The 19,358-nt window shown below is 74.2% G+C and carries 14 protein-coding genes; 7 read left to right on the plus strand and 7 right to left on the minus strand.

What is annotated here, in order from left to right:
• Positions 1–20 precede the first annotated feature (20 nt).
• Both ACEPPI_RS16575 and ACEPPI_RS16580 read left to right on the plus strand, forming a co-directional pair.
• Entirely contained in the window at positions 21–3,050 is a 3,030-nt protein-coding gene (locus tag ACEPPI_RS16575; protein ID WP_373915987.1) for an alpha-mannosidase, read from the plus strand.
• 9 nt (positions 3,051–3,059) lie between these two features.
• A complete protein-coding gene (locus tag ACEPPI_RS16580) occupies positions 3,060–3,929 on the plus strand; it encodes a GNAT family N-acetyltransferase (protein ID WP_373915988.1) in 870 nt (289 codons plus the stop codon).
• Here the strand turns inward: ACEPPI_RS16580 and ACEPPI_RS16585 are convergent.
• Entirely contained in the window at positions 3,892–5,367 is a 1,476-nt protein-coding gene (locus ACEPPI_RS16585) for an alpha/beta fold hydrolase (protein WP_373915989.1), read from the minus strand. The genes ACEPPI_RS16580 and ACEPPI_RS16585 overlap by 38 nt on opposite strands.
• 192 nt (positions 5,368–5,559) lie before the next feature.
• Here ACEPPI_RS16585 and ACEPPI_RS16590 point away from each other — a divergent pair, with 192 nt between their 5' ends.
• From ACEPPI_RS16590 to ACEPPI_RS16600, 3 genes are read left to right on the plus strand one after another with little or no spacing between them, the layout of a single operon-like run.
• Positions 5,560–7,575, plus strand: coding sequence for an FAD-dependent oxidoreductase (locus ACEPPI_RS16590; protein WP_373915990.1), 2,016 nt, complete (start codon positions 5,560–5,562; stop codon positions 7,573–7,575).
• A 57-nt stretch (positions 7,576–7,632) separates the two neighbouring features.
• Entirely contained in the window at positions 7,633–8,046 is a 414-nt protein-coding gene (locus tag ACEPPI_RS16595) for a PaaI family thioesterase (protein WP_373915991.1), read from the plus strand.
• A 38-nt stretch (positions 8,047–8,084) separates the two neighbouring features.
• A complete protein-coding gene (locus ACEPPI_RS16600) occupies positions 8,085–9,356 on the plus strand; it encodes an MFS transporter (RefSeq protein WP_373915992.1) in 1,272 nt (423 codons plus the stop codon).
• A gap of 26 nt (positions 9,357–9,382) precedes the next feature.
• Here the strand turns inward: ACEPPI_RS16600 and ACEPPI_RS16605 are convergent, their stop codons facing one another.
• On the minus strand, positions 9,383–10,972 hold the full coding sequence (locus ACEPPI_RS16605; protein WP_373915993.1) for an alpha/beta fold hydrolase: 1,590 nt from the start codon (positions 10,970–10,972) through the stop codon (positions 9,383–9,385).
• Positions 10,973–11,186: 214 nt separating this feature from the next.
• Here ACEPPI_RS16605 and ACEPPI_RS16610 point away from each other — a divergent pair, with 214 nt between their 5' ends.
• Positions 11,187–12,101: a cobalamin-binding protein gene (locus ACEPPI_RS16610; protein ID WP_373915994.1), complete on the plus strand. Its 915-nt coding sequence runs from the start codon at positions 11,187–11,189 to the stop codon at positions 12,099–12,101.
• A gap of 76 nt (positions 12,102–12,177) precedes the next feature.
• On the opposite strand, the gene ACEPPI_RS16615 is transcribed toward ACEPPI_RS16610, so the two are convergent.
• The 4 genes from ACEPPI_RS16615 to ACEPPI_RS16630 form a co-directional block, all read right to left on the minus strand.
• Positions 12,178–12,762, minus strand: a complete 585-nt coding sequence (locus ACEPPI_RS16615) for a hypothetical protein (protein WP_373915995.1) — start codon at positions 12,760–12,762, stop codon at positions 12,178–12,180.
• A gap of 90 nt (positions 12,763–12,852) precedes the next feature.
• The gene (locus ACEPPI_RS16620; protein ID WP_373916019.1) at positions 12,853–13,902 is read right to left on the minus strand and encodes an SCO0930 family lipoprotein; all 1,050 of its coding nucleotides are present in this window, start codon (positions 13,900–13,902) and stop codon (positions 12,853–12,855) included.
• 156 nt (positions 13,903–14,058) lie between these two features.
• Positions 14,059–15,507, minus strand: a complete 1,449-nt coding sequence (locus tag ACEPPI_RS16625; protein ID WP_373915996.1) for an NADH-ubiquinone oxidoreductase-F iron-sulfur binding region domain-containing protein — start codon at positions 15,505–15,507, stop codon at positions 14,059–14,061.
• Positions 15,504–16,628, minus strand: a complete 1,125-nt coding sequence (locus ACEPPI_RS16630) for a hypothetical protein (RefSeq protein ID WP_373915997.1) — start codon at positions 16,626–16,628, stop codon at positions 15,504–15,506. Before ACEPPI_RS16630 ends, ACEPPI_RS16625 begins: the two co-directional genes overlap by 4 nt.
• A 635-nt stretch (positions 16,629–17,263) precedes the next feature.
• On the opposite strand from ACEPPI_RS16630, the gene ACEPPI_RS16635 reads away from it, so the two are divergent.
• Positions 17,264–18,424, plus strand: coding sequence for a PucR family transcriptional regulator (locus ACEPPI_RS16635; protein ID WP_373915998.1), 1,161 nt, complete (start codon positions 17,264–17,266; stop codon positions 18,422–18,424).
• 100 nt (positions 18,425–18,524) lie between these two features.
• Here the strand turns inward: ACEPPI_RS16635 and ACEPPI_RS16640 are convergent, their stop codons facing one another.
• Positions 18,525–19,337 carry an RNA polymerase sigma factor gene (locus ACEPPI_RS16640; RefSeq protein WP_373915999.1) on the minus strand — a complete coding sequence of 271 codons (813 nt, stop codon included), beginning with the start codon at positions 19,335–19,337 and terminating at the stop codon, positions 18,525–18,527.
• Positions 19,338–19,358: the final 21 nt, after the last annotated feature.

Genomic DNA, 19,358 nt, shown 5'->3' on the forward strand with positions numbered 1-19,358 from the left:
CGTCCACGGGAGCCGCCGTCATGCACGACGACCGCAACATCACCGAACACCGCCTCCGCCGGGTCCTGCACGAACGCATCAAGCCCGCCGTCCGCACCCGCCCGGTCCCGCTCACCGTCGAGCGCTGGGAGGCCCCGGGCGAGCCCGTCCCCGTCGCCGAGGCGTTGGCCGCCCCCTACCGGCCCTGCGCCGCCGGCGACGCGTGGGGCCCGGCCTGGGGCACCACCTGGTTCCGGGTCACCGGCTCCGTACCGGCCGACTGGGCGGGCCGTACGGTCGAGGCCGTCCTCGACCTCGGCTTCGACCGGATGATGCCGGGCTTCCAGTGCGAGGGGCTGGTCCACCGCGCCGACGGGAGCGAGATCAAGGCACTCAACCCGTACAACGACTGGGTACGGGTGGCCGACGCGGCGGCCGGCGGCGAAAGCGTCGAGTGGTACGTCGAGGCCGCCTCCAACCCGGTCCTGGTCGACCACGCCCCCACGTACGAGGGCGACCGGCTCACCAGCGCGGAGCAGCCCCTGTACCGGATCGCCCGGATGGACCTCGCCGTCTTCGAGACCGAGGTCTGGGAACTCGTCCAGGACCTCGAAGTCCTGTACGACCTGATGACCCAGCTCGACGGGTCCGACGCCCGCCGCTACGCGATCCTGAGGGCCGTCGACTCCGCGCTGGACGAGGTGGACCTCGCCGACGTCCCCGGCACGGCCGCCACCGCCCGCTCCCGCCTCACCGCGGTGCTCGCCGCCCCCGCGAACGCCTCCGCGCACCGGATCAGCGCGGTCGGCCACGCCCACATCGACTCGGCCTGGCTGTGGCCGCTGCGCGAGACGGTGCGCAAGGTGTCGCGGACGGCGTCCAACATGGTCGCCCTGATGGACGAGCACCCCGAGTTCGTCTTCGCCATGTCGCAGGCCCAGCAGCTCGACTGGATCAAGACCCACCGGCCCGAGCTCTTCGAACGGGTCAAGAAGAAGATCGCGGACGGGCAGTTCGTGCCGGTGGGCGGCATGTGGGTGGAGTCCGACACCAACATGGTCGGCGGCGAGGCCATGGCCCGCCAGTTCCTCTACGGCAAGAAGTTCTTCCTCGACGAGTTCGGCATCGAGACGCGCAACGTCTGGCTGCCCGACTCCTTCGGCTACACCGCCGCCCTGCCGCAGATCGTCAAACTCTCCGGCTCCCGCTGGTTCCTGACCCAGAAGATCTCCTGGTCGCAGGTCAACGCCTTCCCCCACCACACCTTCTGGTGGGAGGGCATCGACGGCACCCGCGTCTTCACCCACTTCCCGCCCGTCGACACCTACAACAGCGACCTCGGCGGCGCCCAGCTCGCGCACGCCGCCCGCAACTACCGTGACAAGGGCCGGGGTTCGCGCTCGCTCGCCCCCTTCGGCTGGGGCGACGGCGGTGGCGGCCCCACCCGTGAGCACCTGGCCCGGGCCCGCCGCCAGCGCGACCTCGAAGGTTCCCCGCGTGTGGAGATCGAACGCCCCGACGCCTTCTTCGAGAAGGCCCACGCCGAGTACGCGGACGCGCCCGTCTGGGCCGGCGAGCTGTACCTGGAGCTGCACCGCGGCACGTACACCTCCCAGGCCAAGACCAAGCAGGGCAACCGGCACAGCGAATCCCTGCTGCGCGAGGCCGAGTTGTGGGCGGCCACGGCCGCCGTGCGCGTGCCCGGCTCCGGCTACCCGTACGAGGACCTGGAGCGCCTCTGGAAGACCGTCCTGCTCCACCAGTTCCACGACATCCTGCCCGGCTCCTCCATCGCCTGGGTGCACCGCGAGGCGCGCGCGACGTACGCGAAGGTACGGGAGGAACTGCGCGGGATCGTCCTGGCCGCGCAGCTGGCCCTGGCCGGGGAGGGAGCCGCCGAGCTGGTCTTCAACTGCGCCCCGCACGCCCGGCGCGGCATCCCGGCGGGCGGCGCGGGCGTGCCGCGCCCCGAGGGGCGGCCGGTCACCGTGGAGGAGCGGACCGACGGCGGGCACGTCCTGGCCAACGGGCGGCTGCGGGTGCGGATCGACGGGCGCGGGCTGATCGTGTCCGCGTACGACCTGGAGGCGCGCCGCGAGGCGGTGGCCCCCGGCGGGGCGGCGAACCTGCTCCAGATCCACCCCGACTTCCCGAACATGTGGGACGCGTGGGACATCGACGCCTTCTACCGCAACAGCGTCACCGACCTCGTCGAGGTGGACGCGCCGCCGCTGGTGGAGGCCGGACCGGACGCGGTGACGGTCCGCGTCCGCCGGTCCTTCGGCCGGTCCTCGGCGGTCCAGTCGATCACCCTGCGGGCCGGGGCCAAGACGGTGGACATGGTGACGGAGGTGGACTGGCGCGAGACGGAGAAGTTCCTCAAGGCCGCCTTCCCGCTGGACGTGAAGGCCGAACGGTCGGCCTCCGAGACCCAGTTCGGCCACGTGTACCGGGCGACCCACACCAACACCTCGTGGGAGGCGGCCAAGTTCGAGATCTGCGCGCACCGGTGGATCCACGTGGCGGAGCCGGGGTGGGGCGCCGCCGTCCTCAACGACTCCACGTACGGCCACGACGTCACGCGCGACGTGCGGCCGGACGGCGGACAGACCACCACGGTCCGCCTCTCCCTCCTGCGGGCCCCGCGCTATCCGGACCCGGAGACCGATCAGGGCGTCCACACCCTGCGGTTCTCGCTGGCACCGGGCGCGCGGATCGCGGACGCGGTGCGCGAGGGCCACGCGCTGAACCTGCCGGAACGGGTGGTACCCGGCGCGGGACCGGTCGCCCCGCTGATCGCGGTGGACGAGGACGCGGTCGTCGTCGAGGCGGTCAAACTGGCCGAGGACCGCGGCGGCGACGTGATCGTGCGCCTCTACGAATCCCGTGGCGGCCGCGCCACCGCCACCCTCACACCGGCCTTCCCGATCACGGCGGCGATCGAGAGCGACCTCCTCGAACGCCCCCTGGACGGAACGGCGGTGGGAGCGCCGGCCCCCGACGGGACCACCGTCCTCACCCTGCGCCCGTTCCAGATCGTCACGGTCCGCCTGTGCCGCCCCCGTGAGTAGGCTGTCCGGATGAGCGGGATAGAGACCGTCCCTGACCGGGACGTGTGGCGCGCCGATTTCGAGGCCCGGGTGCTGGCCGGTTACCGGGCCGCGGGATGCTCGGAGCCGCTGGCCCGGGCCCTGCTGGAGCGGGCGGTGCGGGGGATCGAGGACTGGACCGTGGCCACGGACGGCACCGGCTGGATCGCGGTCGAGCTGGCCGGCGGCAGCGGGGACGGCGGAGGAACCGGGGCCGCCGTCGGCCGGATCCACGACCTGACGGCGGCGCAGGGGCGGCCGTGGGCCGAGCGGTGGTGCGCCGAGCGCGGCGCGGAGCGGGTGGAGGTGCGCCTCACGGGCGGCCCGGGAGCGTTCGCCGACTACCCCCTCCGGGGGCGGAACATGATGCGCGCCGCGGCCGAGCGGCCCGAGCTGCCGGCGGGCCTGACGGTCCGCCCGCTCACCGAGGAGGAGTACCCGGGCTGGTTGGCCGGGGAGCAGGCCGCGTACGTCGCGGACATCGTCCGGTCCGGAGCGCTGACCCCGCAGCAGGCGAAGGCGAAGTCCGACGAGGACTTCGCCCGCTACCTCCCGCAGGGGTACCGGACCCCGGACCAGGCCTTCTACGCGATGGAGGCCGAGGGGCAGGTGATCGGCACCGGCTGGGTGAACCACGGTTTCCTGCCGGGCGTGACCTTCGGCTTCTCGCTGGAAGTCTACGAGGAGCACCGCGGACGGGGTTACGGCCGGGCCGCGATGGCCGTCGGAGAGTGGGCCACCCGGCAGGGCGGCGACGAGGCGATGATGCTCAACGTCTTCGGCGGCAACGAGGTCGCGATGCGGCTGTACGACAGCGCCGGCTTCACGGTGCTGGAGGAGTTCCGCTCGATCGACCTGTAGCGCCCCCGCCGGTGCCCGCCGCGGCCCTCCAGATCTCCGGGCCGTGGCGGTGGTTGCGGTGTCCGGCGGCCAGTACGGTGCGCAGCGGCGCCAAGTGCCGGGTTTCGAGCGGAAGTTCCAGCCGGTCGAGCAGGACGAGCGCCTCGGCCGGATCGAGGCCCCCGTAGATGTCGTGGTAGCCGCGCAGGAGGGCGCGGAAGACCGCGTGCCGCAGCCCGGGGACGCCGGCGGCGGCCCGGAGGGTGGGGGCCTTGGCGCCCCACGGGACCGGGCCGGAGTTCTCCAGGATCCGGCGGGCCCGGCGCAGCAGCGGCTCCGGCGCCCCGGGCACCAGCCGCTCGCGGTCTTCGCCGAGGACCTCGGCGAAGGCTTCCGCAGAGGTCGTGTGGTCCTCGAACCAGGTGTACCAGAGGGAGGCCAGGAGGGCCTCGCACTCGGGGACGGCCTCCAGCCGCCGCCGGTAGCCGCCCCACAGTGCCTCCGCGGGAAGGGGGCCGTCGGCGCCGGTGTGGGCCCGGTGGATCTGCCCGATCACCAGGATGTGGTCGCCGAGCACCTCCATCAGCCCCATGGCCACGCGCAGCCGGCCGGCCGCGTCGAGCGCCTCGTCGGTGAACGCCATGCAGCCGAGGCCCTCCGCGACGTCGGCGCGGGTCAGGGTGGCGGCCGGGGGATCGGCGTCGTACCAGGCCTCCTCGCCGGTCTGGGTGATGCCGTCCTCGGCCAGCCACCGCCGGGCCGTCTCGGCGTCCGGGAGGTCCCTGAGGAATTCCGTGACCACCGAGGTGAACTCACGGGGTGCCGCGGCGTGGATCAGGTGGCCCACCGGGAGGGTGTGCAGGCGGGCGTCGGGGATGCGGCGGACCAGTTCGGTGATGTCCTGCCGGGGTACGTGGCTCGCCGGGCCGCCCGCCACCACCAGGGTCGGGGCCGTGATCCGCTCCAGGCCCGCCAGCCAGGCGGGGTCCGGCCGGTCGAGCTGCGCCCGGACCGCGAACACCATCTCCCGGTCGAAGGGCAGCTCCCCCTCGGGGAGGACCGGCGGGCGCGGCTCACGGGGCAGCGGGGCGGGGGCGTCCTCCAGAACCAGCCGGACCACCCTCCAGGGCCGTGCCTGCGCGACGAGGTGGGCCACGACCCCGCCCATGGAGTGGCCGACGAGGTCCACCCGGTCCAGGCCGAGGGCGTCGAGGAGGCCGATGACGTCGTCCCGCATGAGTTCCAGGGAGTAGTCGCCGGGCCGGTCGCTGTGGCCATGCCCGCGCAGGTCCACGGCGTACACCCGGCGCTTCCGGTCGAGGGCCTCCCGTACGGGGGCCCAGTCGCCGGCGCGTTCGCCGAGTGCGGGCAGCAGGAGCAGCGGGTCGCCGTCGGGAGGGCCGGAGACCTCGTAGGACAGGCGTATCCCGTTCACCGTCACCGTGCGCCGATCGATCATCCGGCAGACGCTACCCGTGCCGGAGCCGCCCGTGAACTGCGCCACAGGGGGTGAGGGTGCGGGCCCGGGGTTGCGGGCTCCGGGCGGCGACGGCGATCGCGCGGGCCCCTCCTCGGTTATGCACCTAGTTGCAAAACCCGTCCCTCCTCGCTAGAACAGGTTCATCACCCCCGCGCGAGGAGACGCCCACCCATGAGCCCGTACCCGCACCTGCTGAGCCCGCTCGACCTCGGGTTCACCACCCTGCCGAACCGCGTGATCATGGGCTCGATGCACACGGGCCTCGAAGAGCACGCGGGCGGCTTCGAGCGCCTCGCGGCCTTCTACGCCGAGCGCGCCCGCGGCGGCGCCGGTCTGATCGTCACCGGCGGCATCGCCCCCAACGACGCCGGCCGTCCCTTCGAGGGCGGCTCCCGCCTCACCACCGAGGAGGAGGCCGCAGAGCACCGGGTGATCACCGAGGCCGTGCACGCCGAGGGCGGGAAGATCGCGATGCAGATCCTCCACTTCGGCCGCTACGCCTACCACAAGGACCTGGTCGCCCCCAGCGCCATCCAGGCCCCCATCAGCCCCTTCGTACCGAACGAGCTGACCGACATCGAGGTCGAGCGCACCGTCGAGGACTTCGTCCGCGCCGCCCGCCTCGCCAAGCTGGCCGGCTACGACGGCGTCGAGATCATGGGCTCCGAGGGCTACCTGGTCAACGAGTTCATCGCCGCCGCCACCAACAAGCGCACCGACCGCTGGGGCGGCGCCTACGAGAACCGCGTGCGCTTCCCGCTGGAGATCGTCCGCCGCACCCGCGCCGCCGTCGGCGACGACTTCATCGTCATCTACCGCCTCTCGATGCTCGACCTGATCCCCGGCGGCTCCACCCTCGACGAGGTCGTCCACCTCGCCAAGGAGATCGAGGCCGCCGGAGCCACGATCATCAACACCGGCATCGGCTGGCACGAGGCCCGCATCCCCACCATCGCCACCTCCGTCCCGCGCGGCGCCTACACCTGGGTCACCAAGCGGCTGATGGGCGCGGTCTCCGTGCCCCTCGTCACCAGCAACCGCATCAACACCCCCGAGATCGCCGAGGAGATCCTCGCCGACGGCCGCGCCGACCTGGTCTCGCTGGCCCGCCCCTTCCTCGCCGACGCCGACTTCGTCGCCAAGGCCGCGGCCGGCAGCCCCGAGACCATCAACACCTGCATCGGCTGCAACCAGGCCTGCCTCGACCACACCTTCAGCGGCAAGATCACCAGCTGCCTGGTCAACCCGCGCGCCTGCCACGAGACCGAACTCGTGCTGTCCCCGACCCGCACGAAGAAGCGCGTCGCCGTCGTCGGCGCCGGCCCGGCCGGGCTCGCCTGCGCCGTCTCCGCCGCCGGACGCGGCCACGCCGTCACCCTCTTCGAGGCCTCCGGCCACATCGGCGGCCAGCTCGACGTCGCCCGCCGCATCCCGGGCAAGGAGGAGTTCGAGGAGACCATCCGCTACTTCGGCACGCAGCTGACGGCGAGCGGCGTCGAGGTCCGCCTCGACACCCGCGCCGACGTCGAGACCCTGACCGGCTACGACGAGGTGGTCATCGCCACCGGCGTCACCCCGCGCACGCCCGCCATCGAGGGCGTCGAGCGGGACGGGGTCGTCAGCTACCTCGACGTCCTGCGCGACGGAGTCCCCGTCGGCGAACGCGTCGCCGTCGTCGGCGCCGGGGGCATCGGCTTCGACGTCGCCGAGTACCTCACCGACAGCGGCGAGGGCGCCTCCCAGGACCCCGCCGTCTACTTCCGGCACTGGGGCGTCGACACCGCGTACGCCGGCCCCGGCGGGCTCACCGCCCCCGAGCGGCCCGCGGCCCCGCGCCGGGTGACCCTCCTCCAGCGCAAGACCACCAAGGTCGGCGCCGGCCTCGGCACCACCACCGGCTGGATCCACCGCGCGGAGCTCAAGCACCGCGGGGTGGTCTCCGTCGCCGGCGCGACGTACGAGCGGATCGACGACGAGGGCCTGCACATCACCGTCGACGGCGAGCCGCACCTGGTCCCCGCCGACACCGTCGTGCTGTGCACCGGACAGGAGCCGCGCCGCGAGCTCCACGAGGCACTGCGCGCCGCCGGGATCGAGGCGCACCTGATCGGCGGGGCCGACGTGGCCGCCGAACTCGACGCCAAGGGGGCCATCCGCCAGGGCACGGAGCTCGCCGCCCGCCTCTGATCCACCACGGGGACAAAGGAGTTGTGGCGGTCCGGGCCGGGCCGCCACAATCTCCCGGTGACGCTGACACCGGCAGACGCGGACAAGATCCTCCACGACAACTTCGCCCCCTGGGTCCTCGCCCTCGGCCTCACCGTCGAGGAGACGGGCGAACGGCACGCCGTCCTGCGGCTGCCCTGGTCCGAGACCCTGGCCCGGGACGGCGGCGGACTCAGCGGCCAGGCCCTGATGGCCGCCGCCGACACCGCCACCGTCATCGCGATCAGCGCCGCGCGCGGCGCGTACGGCCCGATGACCACCGTCCAGCAGTCGACGAGCTTCCAGCGGCCCGTCACCGGCTCCGACGTGCTGATCGACGTACGGATCACCAAACTCGGCAAGCGGATGGCCTTCGCCGACATCACCCTGACCCCCGACGGCGGCCACGAACCCGCCGCCAAGGCCTCCACCGTCTACGCCCTGCTCGGGTGAGCGGGGGCGACAGCGGGCCGGATCCATACCAGGAGCCGGTGAAGCTGAGCCGGAACAGGGACTTCACCGTCTTCTGGCTCGGCCAGGCCCTGTCCGTCCTCGGCGGCTCCGTCTCCCTGCTGGCGCTGCCCCTGCTGGTCTTCGACGCCACCGGGGACGTGGGCCAGCTCGGGCTGCTCACCGCCGTCTCCGGGGCCACCGGGATCCTCACCGGCACCTTCGCCGGCTCCGTGGTCGACCGGACCGACCGGCGACGCCTGATGATCGGCTGCGACCTGCTGCGGGCCGTCCTGCTGTGCGCGCTGCCCCTGCTCTGGATGGCCACCCCGCGGATCTGGGTGCTCTACGTCCTGACCGTGCCGGTGGCCGTCCTCAAGACCCTCTTCGACGTGGCCTACGTGACCGCCGTCCCGGACCTGGTCCCGCCGCGCGACCTGACCGCCGCCAACGGCCGCCTGATGAGCACCTTCGCCTTCGGCACCCTCCTCGGACCGGTGGCCGCAGGACTGATCACCACCGGCGCCGGCGCCGGCTGGGCACTCGCCGTGGACGGGGCCACCTTCGCCGTCTCGGCCCTCACCCTGCGGTGGGTGCGCTTCGGCCGCCACGGCGACGGGGAACACCGCCCGGCCGCGGGCGGCGGCTTCCGGGATCGGTTCCTCGCCGGGTTCCGCTTCCTGTGGGCGCAGCCCGTGCTGCGCTCCCTGACCGTCCTGCTGACCCTGCTCACCTTCGTCACCATGGGCGCCACCGACCTGCTGATCTTCCGCGTCCTGCACGACCTCGACCGGTCCGCCGCCACCCTCGGCTACGTGATCGCCGTCAGCGGCCTCGGCGCCGCCGCCGCCGCCTTCGCGGCCGGGCGGCTGCGCCGCGCCCTGGGCTTCGGCACCTGCTGGCTGGGCTCCGTCGCGCTGATCGCCGTGGCCGTCGCGGTCACCGGGGTCAGCCGGAGCGTGCCGGTGGTCGCGGGGGCGGCCGTGGTCTTCATGTTCGGACTCACCCTCGGCGGGGTCTGCTCCATGACCCTGCGCCAGGAGATCACCCCCGAACCGCTGCTGGGGCGCGTCACCTCCGCGTTCTGGACGGTGCACAACGCCGCCGGGCCGGTCGGGGCGGCCGTGCTGACCCTGCTCGCCCGCCGGCACGGGGTACCGGCGGTGAGCCTGGCCGCCGGGGCCCTGTGCCTGCTGATCCTCGGCGCCGGGCTGCTGACCCCGCTGCGCGGCAGCCGCCCCGGCCCCGGGGGCACGCCCCCGGGGGCCACGGGCGCGCGCCCGGGACGCGGGTCGGGGATCGCGAGCCCGTAGCGGGCGAGGGCGGAGCCGGATCCCGGTCAGAAGCGCCGCGGCGCCGCCGGGAACGGCAGCGGCAGCGGGCGCTGCGGCTGCGGCGCCGCGCCGCGTTCGCCCCCGGCCGAAGGCGTCCGGCAGGTCACGTCCGCGGCCGGCAGCCGGCCCGAGGACAGGTAGGCGTTGACCGGTGCGTTCGCACAGGACCTCGGATCGGCCAGGTACACGCCGTGCCCCTCGCCGCCCATCGCCAGCACCATCCGCGAGCCCTTCAGCGAGCGGTGCAGGCCCTGCCCGCTGACCAGCGGGGTCTGCGAGTCCCACTCGTTCTGCACGGTCAGGACGTTCGCCCGGGTCTTCATCGGCGTCGCCGCCTCCAGCGGACGCCCCCAGAACGCGCACGGCTTGATGGTGGAGGCCATGTCCCCGTACAGCGGGTACCGCTGCTTGTCCTTGACCGCGTCCCGCCGGTACCGCTCGGGATCCCGCGGCCAGGCGTCGGTGTCCCCGCACAGCACCGACCAGAAGACGGCGGTGCCGTTGTCCGGGCCGGGCTCGGCGGGACGCAGGGCCTTCATCAGCTCCGCCGCGGACGGGCCGGACGGCGGCGGCCCGCCCTCGGCCGCCGCCTTGAGCGCGCTCACGAGCGGGGCCGCCGTCGCCGGGTAGAAGAACAGGCCCCGCGCCGCCCGGATGTCGTCCCCCGTCAGCTTCCGCCCCTCCAGCTCGATCGGATCGCGGTCGGCGCGCGCCACCAGGTCCCAGAAGGTCCGCGACACCGCGTCCGCGGTGGTCCCCAGGTGGTACTCGCCGTCCCGCTCCGCGGTCCACCGCGCCCAGCGCCGGAACGCCGGTTCCGCCTCGGTCGCCCACACCTGGATCATGCCGCGCCAGGCGCGCTCGGGGTCGACCCCGCTGTCGAGGACGAAACGGTCGGTCCGCTGCGGGAACATCTGGGAGTAGACCGCGCCCAGGTAGGTCCCGTAGGAGTAGCCGACGTAGGAGACCGTGCGCTCGCCCAGCGCCGCGCGGATGGCGTCCATGTCGCGGGCGGTGTTGCGGGTGGTGATGTACGGGATGACGTCGCCGGCCTTCTCCCGACACTTGTCGGCCACGGTGCGCGCCCAGGCCACGTCGGCGGCGTAGGTCTCCGGCCGGTAGGCGCGGTCGAAATTCTGTTCGGCTTCGGTGAGTCCGCAGGTGATCGGAGAACTCCGGCCCACCCCGCGCGGATCGAAGCCGATCAGGTCGTACCGCTCCCTGACCTCCTTCGGCATCGACTCCTCCATCATCAGCGGCAGGTCGAGGCCCGTCCCGCCGGGACCGCCCGGGTTCATCAGCATCACCCCGTGCCTTTTGGCGGTGTTCGGGGTCTTGATGCGGGATATCGCGAGATCGATCCGGCGGCCCTCGGGCCGGCCGTAGTCGAGCGGGACCTTGATCGTCGCGCACTCGTACGAGGCGGGCTGCCCCGCGTCGCACCGGTGCCAGGAGGGCTTCGGGGGGCGGTAGTCGTCGGCCGGGGCGGCGGCCGCCGGGTTCGCGGACAGGAGGGGGAGGGCGGTGGCGAGGAGACCGGCGGCGGCGAGCAGAGGCGCGAAGCGCGGTACGCGAGGATGCGGGCTGAGGCGCACGGGGAGCCGTTCCTTTCGGAGAGAGGGGCGGTTCCCCGCTCACGATGGAGTACGCGGCGTCCGGGCGAATCATCCCTCAGGGCGGGCCTCGTGCTCCTCACGAATGAGCGGAATTCCGGACAAGTGGCCGACGCGCCGCGCCCCTTGACGCCTCGTGCGCGGTGTCCCGCCCCCTCGCCCGGGGCGTCGGCCGCCGCCGGGCTACAGTCGCGCCATGCGCATCGTCTCCCTGCTGCCCGCCGCCACCGACATGATCGCGGAGCTCGGTCTCACCGCCGACCTGGTCGGCCGCACCCACGAGTGCGACTGGCCGCCGCGCGAGGTGGAGGGCGTACCCGTGGTCACCCGCGCGCAGTTCACGGCCGAGGAACTCAGCAGCCGGGAGATCTCCGACGCGGTCGGCGGGGCCGCCCACTCGGGCTCCTCCCTCTACACCCTCGACACCGGGGCGCTGGCCGCGCTCGCCCCCGACGTCGTACTCACCCAGGACCTCTGCGACGTCTGCGCCGTCTCCTACGCGGCGGTCTCCCGCGCGGTGCGCGTCCTCGACGCCGGCTCCCGCGTACTGAGCCTGGAACCGCGCACCCTCGACGACGTACTGGAATGCCTGGTCACCGTCGGCGACCTGCTCGGCGTGCGCGCGGAGGCGGAGCGGCGGCGGGACGCGCTGCGCGCCCGGCTCGACGAGGTCGAGCGGCTGACGGCGGGGCGGCCCCGCCCGCGCGTGGTCACCGTGGAGTGGCTCGACCCGCTCTGGCCGGCCGGACACTGGGTCCCGGACCAGATTGCCGCCGCCGGCGGGGAACCCCTGCTCGCCGCGCCCGGCGAGCACACCGTGCCGATGACGTGGGACGCGGTCCGGGCGGCCCGTCCCGAGGTGCTGCTGGTCCTGCCCTGCGGATTCACGCCCGAACGCACCCTGAGCGAGAGCCACTTGCTGACGCGGCTGCCCGGCTGGGCCGAGCTGCCGGCCGTCCGCGCGGGCAACGTGTGGGTGCTCGACGGGCCCGCGTACTTCAACCGGCCCGGCCCGCGCGTCGTACGGGGCGCGGAGGTGCTGGCGCACGTCCTGCACGGGGTACGGGCGGGCGAGCCGGTCACCGTGGCCGAGGCGCGCCGGCTGGGCTGAGCGGCTGGGCTGAGCGGTGGGGCCGAGAGACGGGCCGACCCCGCCGCACCGGGGCCGGACCCGGTGCGGCGGGGCGTCAGTGGCCGTGGGCGGAGTGCTCCGCGGGGGAGTGCTCCGCCGCAGAGGGGCCGGCCGCTGAGGGCTCGGCCGCTGAGGGGTCGGCGGCCGAGGGGGAGTGGCCCTCGTGGGAGGTGCCGGTTTCGAGGGTGCCGCCCAGCCGGTCGTGCAGGGCGGTCAGGGCCTGCGCCGACGGGCCGGTGACCACCCAGCGGTCACCGACCAGGTAGACGCCGCCGTACGTCCGGGTCTCCGCCAGCCACGAGCGCAGGCCCCGGTCCGCGGCGAAGGTGGTCACGCTGTAGGCGCCCTGCGCCGTCTCACAGGCTCCCTGGCGCAGTTCGTCCGCCTCGACGCTCAGCTCGGCGGTGCAGCCCAGCACGCCGGCGATCTCCTCCACGGAGGTGCCGGGGGCGGCCGGGGAGGCGGGGGAGGCCGGGGCAGCCGGGGACGCCGGGGCGGCCTTCGCCGCCGGTACGGAGCCGGCCGCCGCGTCGGCCCCGTGCTGCGGCCGGCTCTCGCCACAGCCCCCGCACAGCAGCGAGGCGCACATCACGGCAACGGCCGTCAGGAGGCGGCCCGTCGGTCGGTCGGTGGACGGCATGGGACAACCTCGCTGACGGATCGGGAAGGGGGTCGTGGTGCCCGACGGGGAGGGGGGCCGGGCACCACGGGATCGGGGGTGCGGGCCGCTCTATCCGGCCGCCTTCGTCTTCTTGCCCTTGTCGGTCACGGCGAACCAGAGGCCCTGCTTGTTCTGCCCGTTGATGTCTCCGGGTTCCTTGTCCCCGGTGAATGTGTAAACCGGCCAGCAGTCGATCGTCAATTGTTCCGAACCGTCGGGCCGTTTCACCGATCCGACCAATCCGGCGGCAATTCCGTTCACCTTCGTCTTGTCGATGGCGGGGGCCGGTTTCCACGTGTCGAGGCAGGCGTCGAGGCAGCCGAATTTCATCGGCCAGGCGCTGTCCTTGTCGAACCGGTAGAGGGTGCGCCCCTGGGCGTCGGCGAGGATCGGGCCGAGCTGCGCGTTCTGCCGCACCGACAGCGAGACCTGCGGCTGCGCCGGCGGCTGTTCCGTCGCCCCGGAACCCGTGTTCATGCCCGCGCCGGTGCCCATGTCCATGCCCCCGCCGCCCGCGCCCTTGGACGCGGTGGACGGCTTCCCGTCCGGGCCCAGCGCGTGCCAGGTGCCGCCGACGCCCTCGCCGAGCGTGTCGCCCGCCTTGGTGTCCTTCGCGTAGCGGTACACCGGCCAGCCGCCCAGCGTCAGCTGCTTCGTGCCGTCGGCCCGGGTCACGGAGCCGAGCATGCCCGCCTGGATCCCGGCCCCGGCCGAGGCGTCGTCCGCCGACACCGCCGGCCAGACCTTGGCGCAGTCCCCCTCGCAGTTCGACTTGGGCGGCTTGGCCGTGTCCTTGTCGAACCGGTAGAGGGTGAACCCCTCGGCGTCCGTGACCACCGAGCCCAGGTCCGCGGCCTCCCGTACCTTCAGTTCCCCGGCCGCCCCGCCCTTGCCGGCCGCCGCGGCCCCGCCGGCCGGCGCGGCCCCGGTATCGCTGCCGTACCCCGGCAGCGACCCGGCGCCGGAGCCGGAGCCCGAGCCGTAGGCGTCCAGCGCCTTGCTGTCGCCCACCGGCTGCACGGAATCCCCCTTCGCGGAGGACTTGTTGTCCGAGAGCCCGCACCCGGCCGTCAGCAGCAGTACCGCGACCGCCGACCCGGCGAGTATTTCACGGCGCATTCTCTTCACGGTCTCTCCTTCGGTTTGGGTTCCGCGTTCTGTTCGCATTGCCTGAGTAATTGATACGGGGCCGGGAGCCCCCGAAACGAATGTCCCCGGGAATTTGTCAGATCGCGCCAAGAATGAACTCGGGGGCGGGGTGCGGCCGTGCGCGACTCATTCCTGGATGCGCAGAGCGAGCGCCGGGCAGCGCCGCACGGCGCGCAGGGCCTTGGGCCGCAGCCGCTCCGGCACCGGCATGGAGGCCTGTGCCGGATAGCCGTCCGCGTCGAGCCGTACGACGTCCGGCAGGACGTCCACGCACAGCCCGTGCCCCTTGCACAGCGTCCAGTCCACGACCAGCCGCTCCGGGCTTTCGTCGTCGGGCAGCGGCAGCGCCCCCAGCACCCGTCGGCCGCAGCCGCTGCCGAGCGCGTGGTCGCGGAACTCGTCGGGGAAGGAGGCGAGGGCCGAGGCCACGAAGTGCGAGGTGCCGTCCGGGTGGCTGCACGCCCCGCGTCTGCGCACCCCCAGCATCCGCGCCTCCACCGCTTCGAGGGCGCTGCGGCCCCCGCCCGCGACGGCCGCCTCCAGTACGTCGGCCAGCGCGGGCAGGCCCCGTACGCAGGGACCGCACTGGCCCGCCGACTCGTTCGCCATCCAGCGCGTCACCCGGGCCACCTCGCCCGCCGGACAGGTGTCCTCGGGCAGCGGCAGCACCGCGCCCGCCCCCAGTACCGCGCCGAAGGCGGCGAGGGACTGCCGGGACACCTCCGCGCCGAGGGCCGATCCGGGATCCAGCCAGCGGCCGTGGTAGCCGCCCACGAGCACCCCCTGCCCGGGGCGCAGGCCGCACAGCTCCAGGACGTACGCCAGCGAGGTCCCGGTCGGGGCCTCGATGACCGTCGAGCCGGCGACGGTCAGCAGGACGGTGCCCGGCTCGGACGGCAGCCCGGCCGACCGGTAGCCGGCGGCGCCGAGCCGCGCGGCGACGGCGAGCTGGGCGTAGGTCTCGGTGTTCGACAGCAGGGTGGGCACCCCGCCGAGGCCGCGCTCGCTGGTGCGCACCCGCTGCCCGGACGGCAGCGTGGCGCCGCCGTTGAGGCCGTTGATCATCGCGGTGCCCTCGCCGGTGACGAACCGTTCGGGCAGCAGCGCCACGCGTACCTGGCGCCCGCCACGGCCCCGTTCGGCGACGGCGTCGCGCACCGAACGCTCCACGTCGGGGCGGGTCACGGCGATCACCACGTCCTCGGCGCCGACCGCGGCGGCGGCCAGTAGGGCCCCGTCGAGCACCAGGTGCGGGGCGTGCAGCAGAAGGGCCTTGTCCTTGAGGCAACTGGGTTCGCCCTCGCTGCCGTTGACGACGACGGCGGTCAACCCGTCGCGTCCCCTGGCGGACTGGGTGACCGCGCGCAGCTTGCGCGCGAAGGGGAAGCCCGCGCCGCCGCGGCCCCGCAGGTCGATGTCGGCCGCGAGGTCGACGAGTTCGTCCGGGCGGTAGCGGGGCAGCGGTCCGTGCGCGGCCTCGTGGGCATCGCGGTCCAGCCGCGGGAACCGGTCGAGTCCGGTCAGCAGCCGGGGGGTGCCCACGCAGCCGAGGCCGGGGCGCGGCGCTTCGCTCACCGCCGTCCCTCCCGCCCGGCGAGCGGGCCGAAGCCGGTGGCGGCGCCGGCGTCCGCGGACGGGCCGGGCGCGTAGGCGGCGGCGTACGGGGGGTGTTCGGGCTGGGGCGGCACAGCCTGCAGCGGCTGGGTCACCTGCATGGCCGGCAGGGCCTGCGTGTCCTGGGTGTCCTGGGTGAACTGCGCGGCCTGCGCGGCTTGTGCGCCCTGGGTGACGGGCGAGGTCGCCACGGCCGGTCGGACGGGGCCGCCCGGAGCCCCCGAAGGTCCGCCGCCGCGTCCTGCGCGCAGCCCCGCGAGGGGCACCTCCCGTACGGGGTAGCCCCGCGAACGCGGGCCGCGGGCGCCGCGGGTGGCCGTGACGGACTGCGGGGCGCTCACGGGGGCGGTCGCCTCGCGCCTGCGGGTGCGCAGCCGGACGGCGAGCAGCCCCATCACGCCGGCCACGCCGAGGACGTAGGCCGCCGTCACCCAGAGGTCTGCGGGACGGCCCGCCTTGAGCCCGTGCACGAGGGAGGCCCCCCACGCCGGGTAAGCGCCGATGTGCAGGGCCCGCCACCACATGGAGCGGCGATTGGTGGCGAACACACTACGCAGGGCGCCGGAGACCGCCACGCTCACGAAGAGATATCCGGCCAGGGTGCCGAGGCCGATGACGACGGGCCGGTTCGCGTCGGTGAACGGCAGCAGCGCGGACGTCGCGCCCGTGTGGCCCTCGGCGACCTTGACCCATATGTGCAGGGCGAGGAAGCCCAACCCCGCGACGGCCAGGCCGCGGTGGACGCCCTGCGCGAGCAGCCGGTGCCCCGATCCGAGGAGCACCCGGTCGGTGGCCACCAGCCCCCACAGGACGGTGGAGGTGAGGGAGACGAGCGAGAGGACGCCCGACCCGAAGTCGAGGAAGTCCCACAGATGGGTCAGTGCGCCCGCGCGTGCCGCCACGATCAGGGAGAGGAGCGCGGCGAGGGAGGCGCAGAGCACGCTGGTGCGCAGCCGCCCCGCGACGGGCAGAAGCGGAGGCCGCCGGACGGCCCGTTTTCCGGCGGCCGGGGCCACCGCGGCGCGGCGGCTCCCGCGTCGGGCTCTGTGGGAGCGGGGCATGTGAGGCTGGGGCAGGGGCATCCAGTTCTCCTGTGCGCCTGGGCTCCGAGCACTCCACCTGGCGCTCGGCGCCCCGGGAGTTGTGGTCGATGGTGGCCGGCAGCGCTGTGGAATTCCCACGTCGGCCGAAGGGCTCGGGGCCGGAGTGCAGAAGCATCGTGGAGCTGCGCAGCATCTCCACAGGATTTATCGAAACGTGATAATTTCTCGCACCCCGTCTCCGGCGCGTCGAACGAGCCCGGAGGATTCCCCTCCAGTGGAGGTTGTGACAGGCCACCGCACCCCTCGCCGTCTACGCGTCCCCGACGGCAAAATCAAGGCAAACCCGCGGGACCAAAGGTGGCCGGAACCGTCCAGGAGGGCGTGTGGTAGCTGCAACTGTCGTCACAGGCAAGGTCGTTGGAGAGGCAGGCGACCTTGGCGGGCCTGTCACTCCTGCACCGGACAGGCCTCACCCCGGCAAGAACGAGGAAACGATGTGCGAACTTCTGAACCGCATCTGGTCCCGCCCCCGCGGCGAGTGGACCCGCGTCCTGCGCAGGGAACTCCCTGCGCTGGCCGGGGAGATAGTGGAGGAGCTTCTGCATGGAATTCCCGGATTTTCCACACTTGTCGATGACAACGATGCCATCGATGACGAAATGCTCCGACAAGCGGTGGAAGAAGCCCTTCTCGCCGCACTCGGGTACCGCGACGAGCCCCTACGGGACGCCGCGCACGACGGGACCGGCACGAAGACGCCGGACGAGGTCGAGGACCGGCACGACGTGGCGGCGGACGCCGTCCACGGCGGCCGGCACGAGGACGTACGGGGCCCCGGACTCTCGGAGGTGCGCGAGCACGGCCACGGAAGCGGAAGCCTCGGTGGAGGCGGTCACGGGGGCCACGGCCACGGCGGTCACGGCCACGGCCACGGCGGTCACGCCCCCGGCCGCCCCGACGGCGACGGCCCCGCGCGGCCCGACGACGCGGCCCCCCATGAAGGCGCCCACGGCACCCGCCCGGAACCCGCGGCCCCGCGCGACCGGGCCCGCCAGGAGCTCTTCAAGGCCCTCACCGACGACCGCGTGGCCTCCCACGCCTCCCTCACCGAGCTGTCCGAGGCCGCCGGCTGGCCCCTCCCGGTGGCCGTACGGGCCATCGCGCTGGCCACGCCCGGCGAGACCCAGCAACTGGCGGCCGTCCTCGACGACGCCCTCCCCGGCATGTTCGCCGGCCGGCCGTGCCTGCTGCTCCCCAGCGCCGACCCGGACACCCGGGCCGCCCTCGAACCCCCGCTGCGCGGCCGGTTCGCGGCCGTCGGCCACGCGGTCCCCCTCCGCGACACCGCCTCCTCACTGCGCTGGGCCCTGCGTCTGCTCACCCTGACCCCCAACCGCGGCGGCCCGGACGCCCGCGCCGTCTTCGTGGACGACCACCTCTCCACGCTCCTGCTGCTCCAGGACGAGCCCCTGGCCCACGCGCTGGCCGCCCGCTGGCTGCGCCCCCTCGCCGATCTGACCCCGCGCCAGAGCGAGCGCCTGGAGGTCACCCTGCTCGCGTGGCTGGAGGGCGGCGGAGCCCCCGAGGCGGCCAAGGCCCTGAGCGTGCACCCGCAGACCGTGCGCTACCGCATGCGGCAGCTGGAGAAGCTCTTCGGACCCGGTCTGCGCGATCCGCGGACCCGCTTCGAACTGGAGATGGCCCTGCGCAGCCGCCGCCTGATGGCCCAGGTGCGCCGCCAGCACTCGCGGGTGGGCCGGCGCACGGCACGCGTCGTCACCGCCGACTTCACCCCCCTGGTCGTCGGACGGATGGCCCGGGTCAACGGCCTCTGAGCACCGCTCGGACGCGCCGCCCGTGAACCGGAACCGCCCGGCCTCCCCGTACCACGGGGAGGCCGGGCGGCCGCCGTTCGCGCGTGCAGGGGCGAACGGCCTACGCCGGTACGGGCGCCGGGGCGCCGCGCAGCGTCGCGTTGAGGTCCAGCAGCTCCGCGTAGGCCCGCGCGCACCGGCCGCACCCCGCGAGGTGGCGGACCAGCCCCCGCGGGCTCCGCGTACCGCCCCGCCGCACCGCCGTGCCGAGCATGCCGCCGTAGTGGCCGCACCGCCCGCCGCCCGCCGCCGCGTCCAGATGGGCGCCGAGGTACGCCTCCCGCAGCCCCTCGCGGGCCCGGAAGGCCAGCGAGTTCACCGCGCTCGGGGTGATGCCCAGCCGCGCCGCGATCCGGTGCGGGGACTCCTCCTCCACCAGCGTCTGCCACAGGACGGCCTGCCAGCGGGCCGGCAGGGCCCGGAAGGAACGCGCCACGAGCCGGCGGTCCTCGTCGGCCATCACCAGCCCCTGCGGGTCGCCGCCGGGCGCCGGCCGGCACCAGGAGTCGAAGTCCGAGGTCAGCAGGATCCGTCCGGCGCACTCGCGCCACTCCATCGCCGTGTGCCGGACCACCGCCAGCAGGTACGCGCGCCAGGGCCCCCGGGGCCCGGAGCCGGAGCGGACCGCCTGGAAGGTCCGCAGGAACGCCTCCGACACCAGGTCCTCGGCGTCCTGCGGGGTACGGCAGCAGGTGCGCGCGCAGGCGAGGGCGGCGCGCCGGTGCCGCCGGTAGAGGAGCTCACGCACGGTCGCCTCCTCGGCATCGCCGCCGGGGAGGCGCAGGCGCCGGGTGAGTTCCGCGTCGGAGGGCGCGGCGACCGGCCCCCCGTCCGCTGGACGTGGGCGGTCCGCGGTGTCGCGTGAGCCGGGCATCGCACTCCTCCTCACCGCTTT

The sequence above is a fragment of the Streptomyces sp. AB3(2024) genome (assembly GCF_041862025.1).
GTDB lineage: Bacteria > Actinomycetota > Actinomycetes > Streptomycetales > Streptomycetaceae > Streptomyces.

What these genes read in the sequence shown, in the direction of transcription:
- ACEPPI_RS16575 (WP_373915987.1), top strand. Translation starts at nt 21, where the DNA reads ATGCACGACGACCGCAACATCACCGAACACCGCCTCCGCCGGGTCCTG.
- ACEPPI_RS16580 (WP_373915988.1), top strand. Translation starts at nt 3,060, where the DNA reads ATGAGCGGGATAGAGACCGTCCCTGACCGGGACGTGTGGCGCGCCGAT.
- ACEPPI_RS16585 (WP_373915989.1), bottom strand. Translation starts at nt 5,367, where the DNA reads ATGATCGATCGGCGCACGGTGACGGTGAACGGGATACGCCTGTCCTAC.
- ACEPPI_RS16590 (WP_373915990.1), top strand. Translation starts at nt 5,560, where the DNA reads ATGAGCCCGTACCCGCACCTGCTGAGCCCGCTCGACCTCGGGTTCACC.
- ACEPPI_RS16610 (WP_373915994.1), top strand. Translation starts at nt 11,187, where the DNA reads ATGCGCATCGTCTCCCTGCTGCCCGCCGCCACCGACATGATCGCGGAG.
- ACEPPI_RS16615 (WP_373915995.1), bottom strand. Translation starts at nt 12,762, where the DNA reads ATGCCGTCCACCGACCGACCGACGGGCCGCCTCCTGACGGCCGTTGCC.
- ACEPPI_RS16620 (WP_373916019.1), bottom strand. Translation starts at nt 13,902, where the DNA reads ATGCGCCGTGAAATACTCGCCGGGTCGGCGGTCGCGGTACTGCTGCTG.
- ACEPPI_RS16630 (WP_373915997.1), bottom strand. Translation starts at nt 16,628, where the DNA reads ATGCCCCTGCCCCAGCCTCACATGCCCCGCTCCCACAGAGCCCGACGC.
- ACEPPI_RS16640 (WP_373915999.1), bottom strand. Translation starts at nt 19,337, where the DNA reads ATGCCCGGCTCACGCGACACCGCGGACCGCCCACGTCCAGCGGACGGG.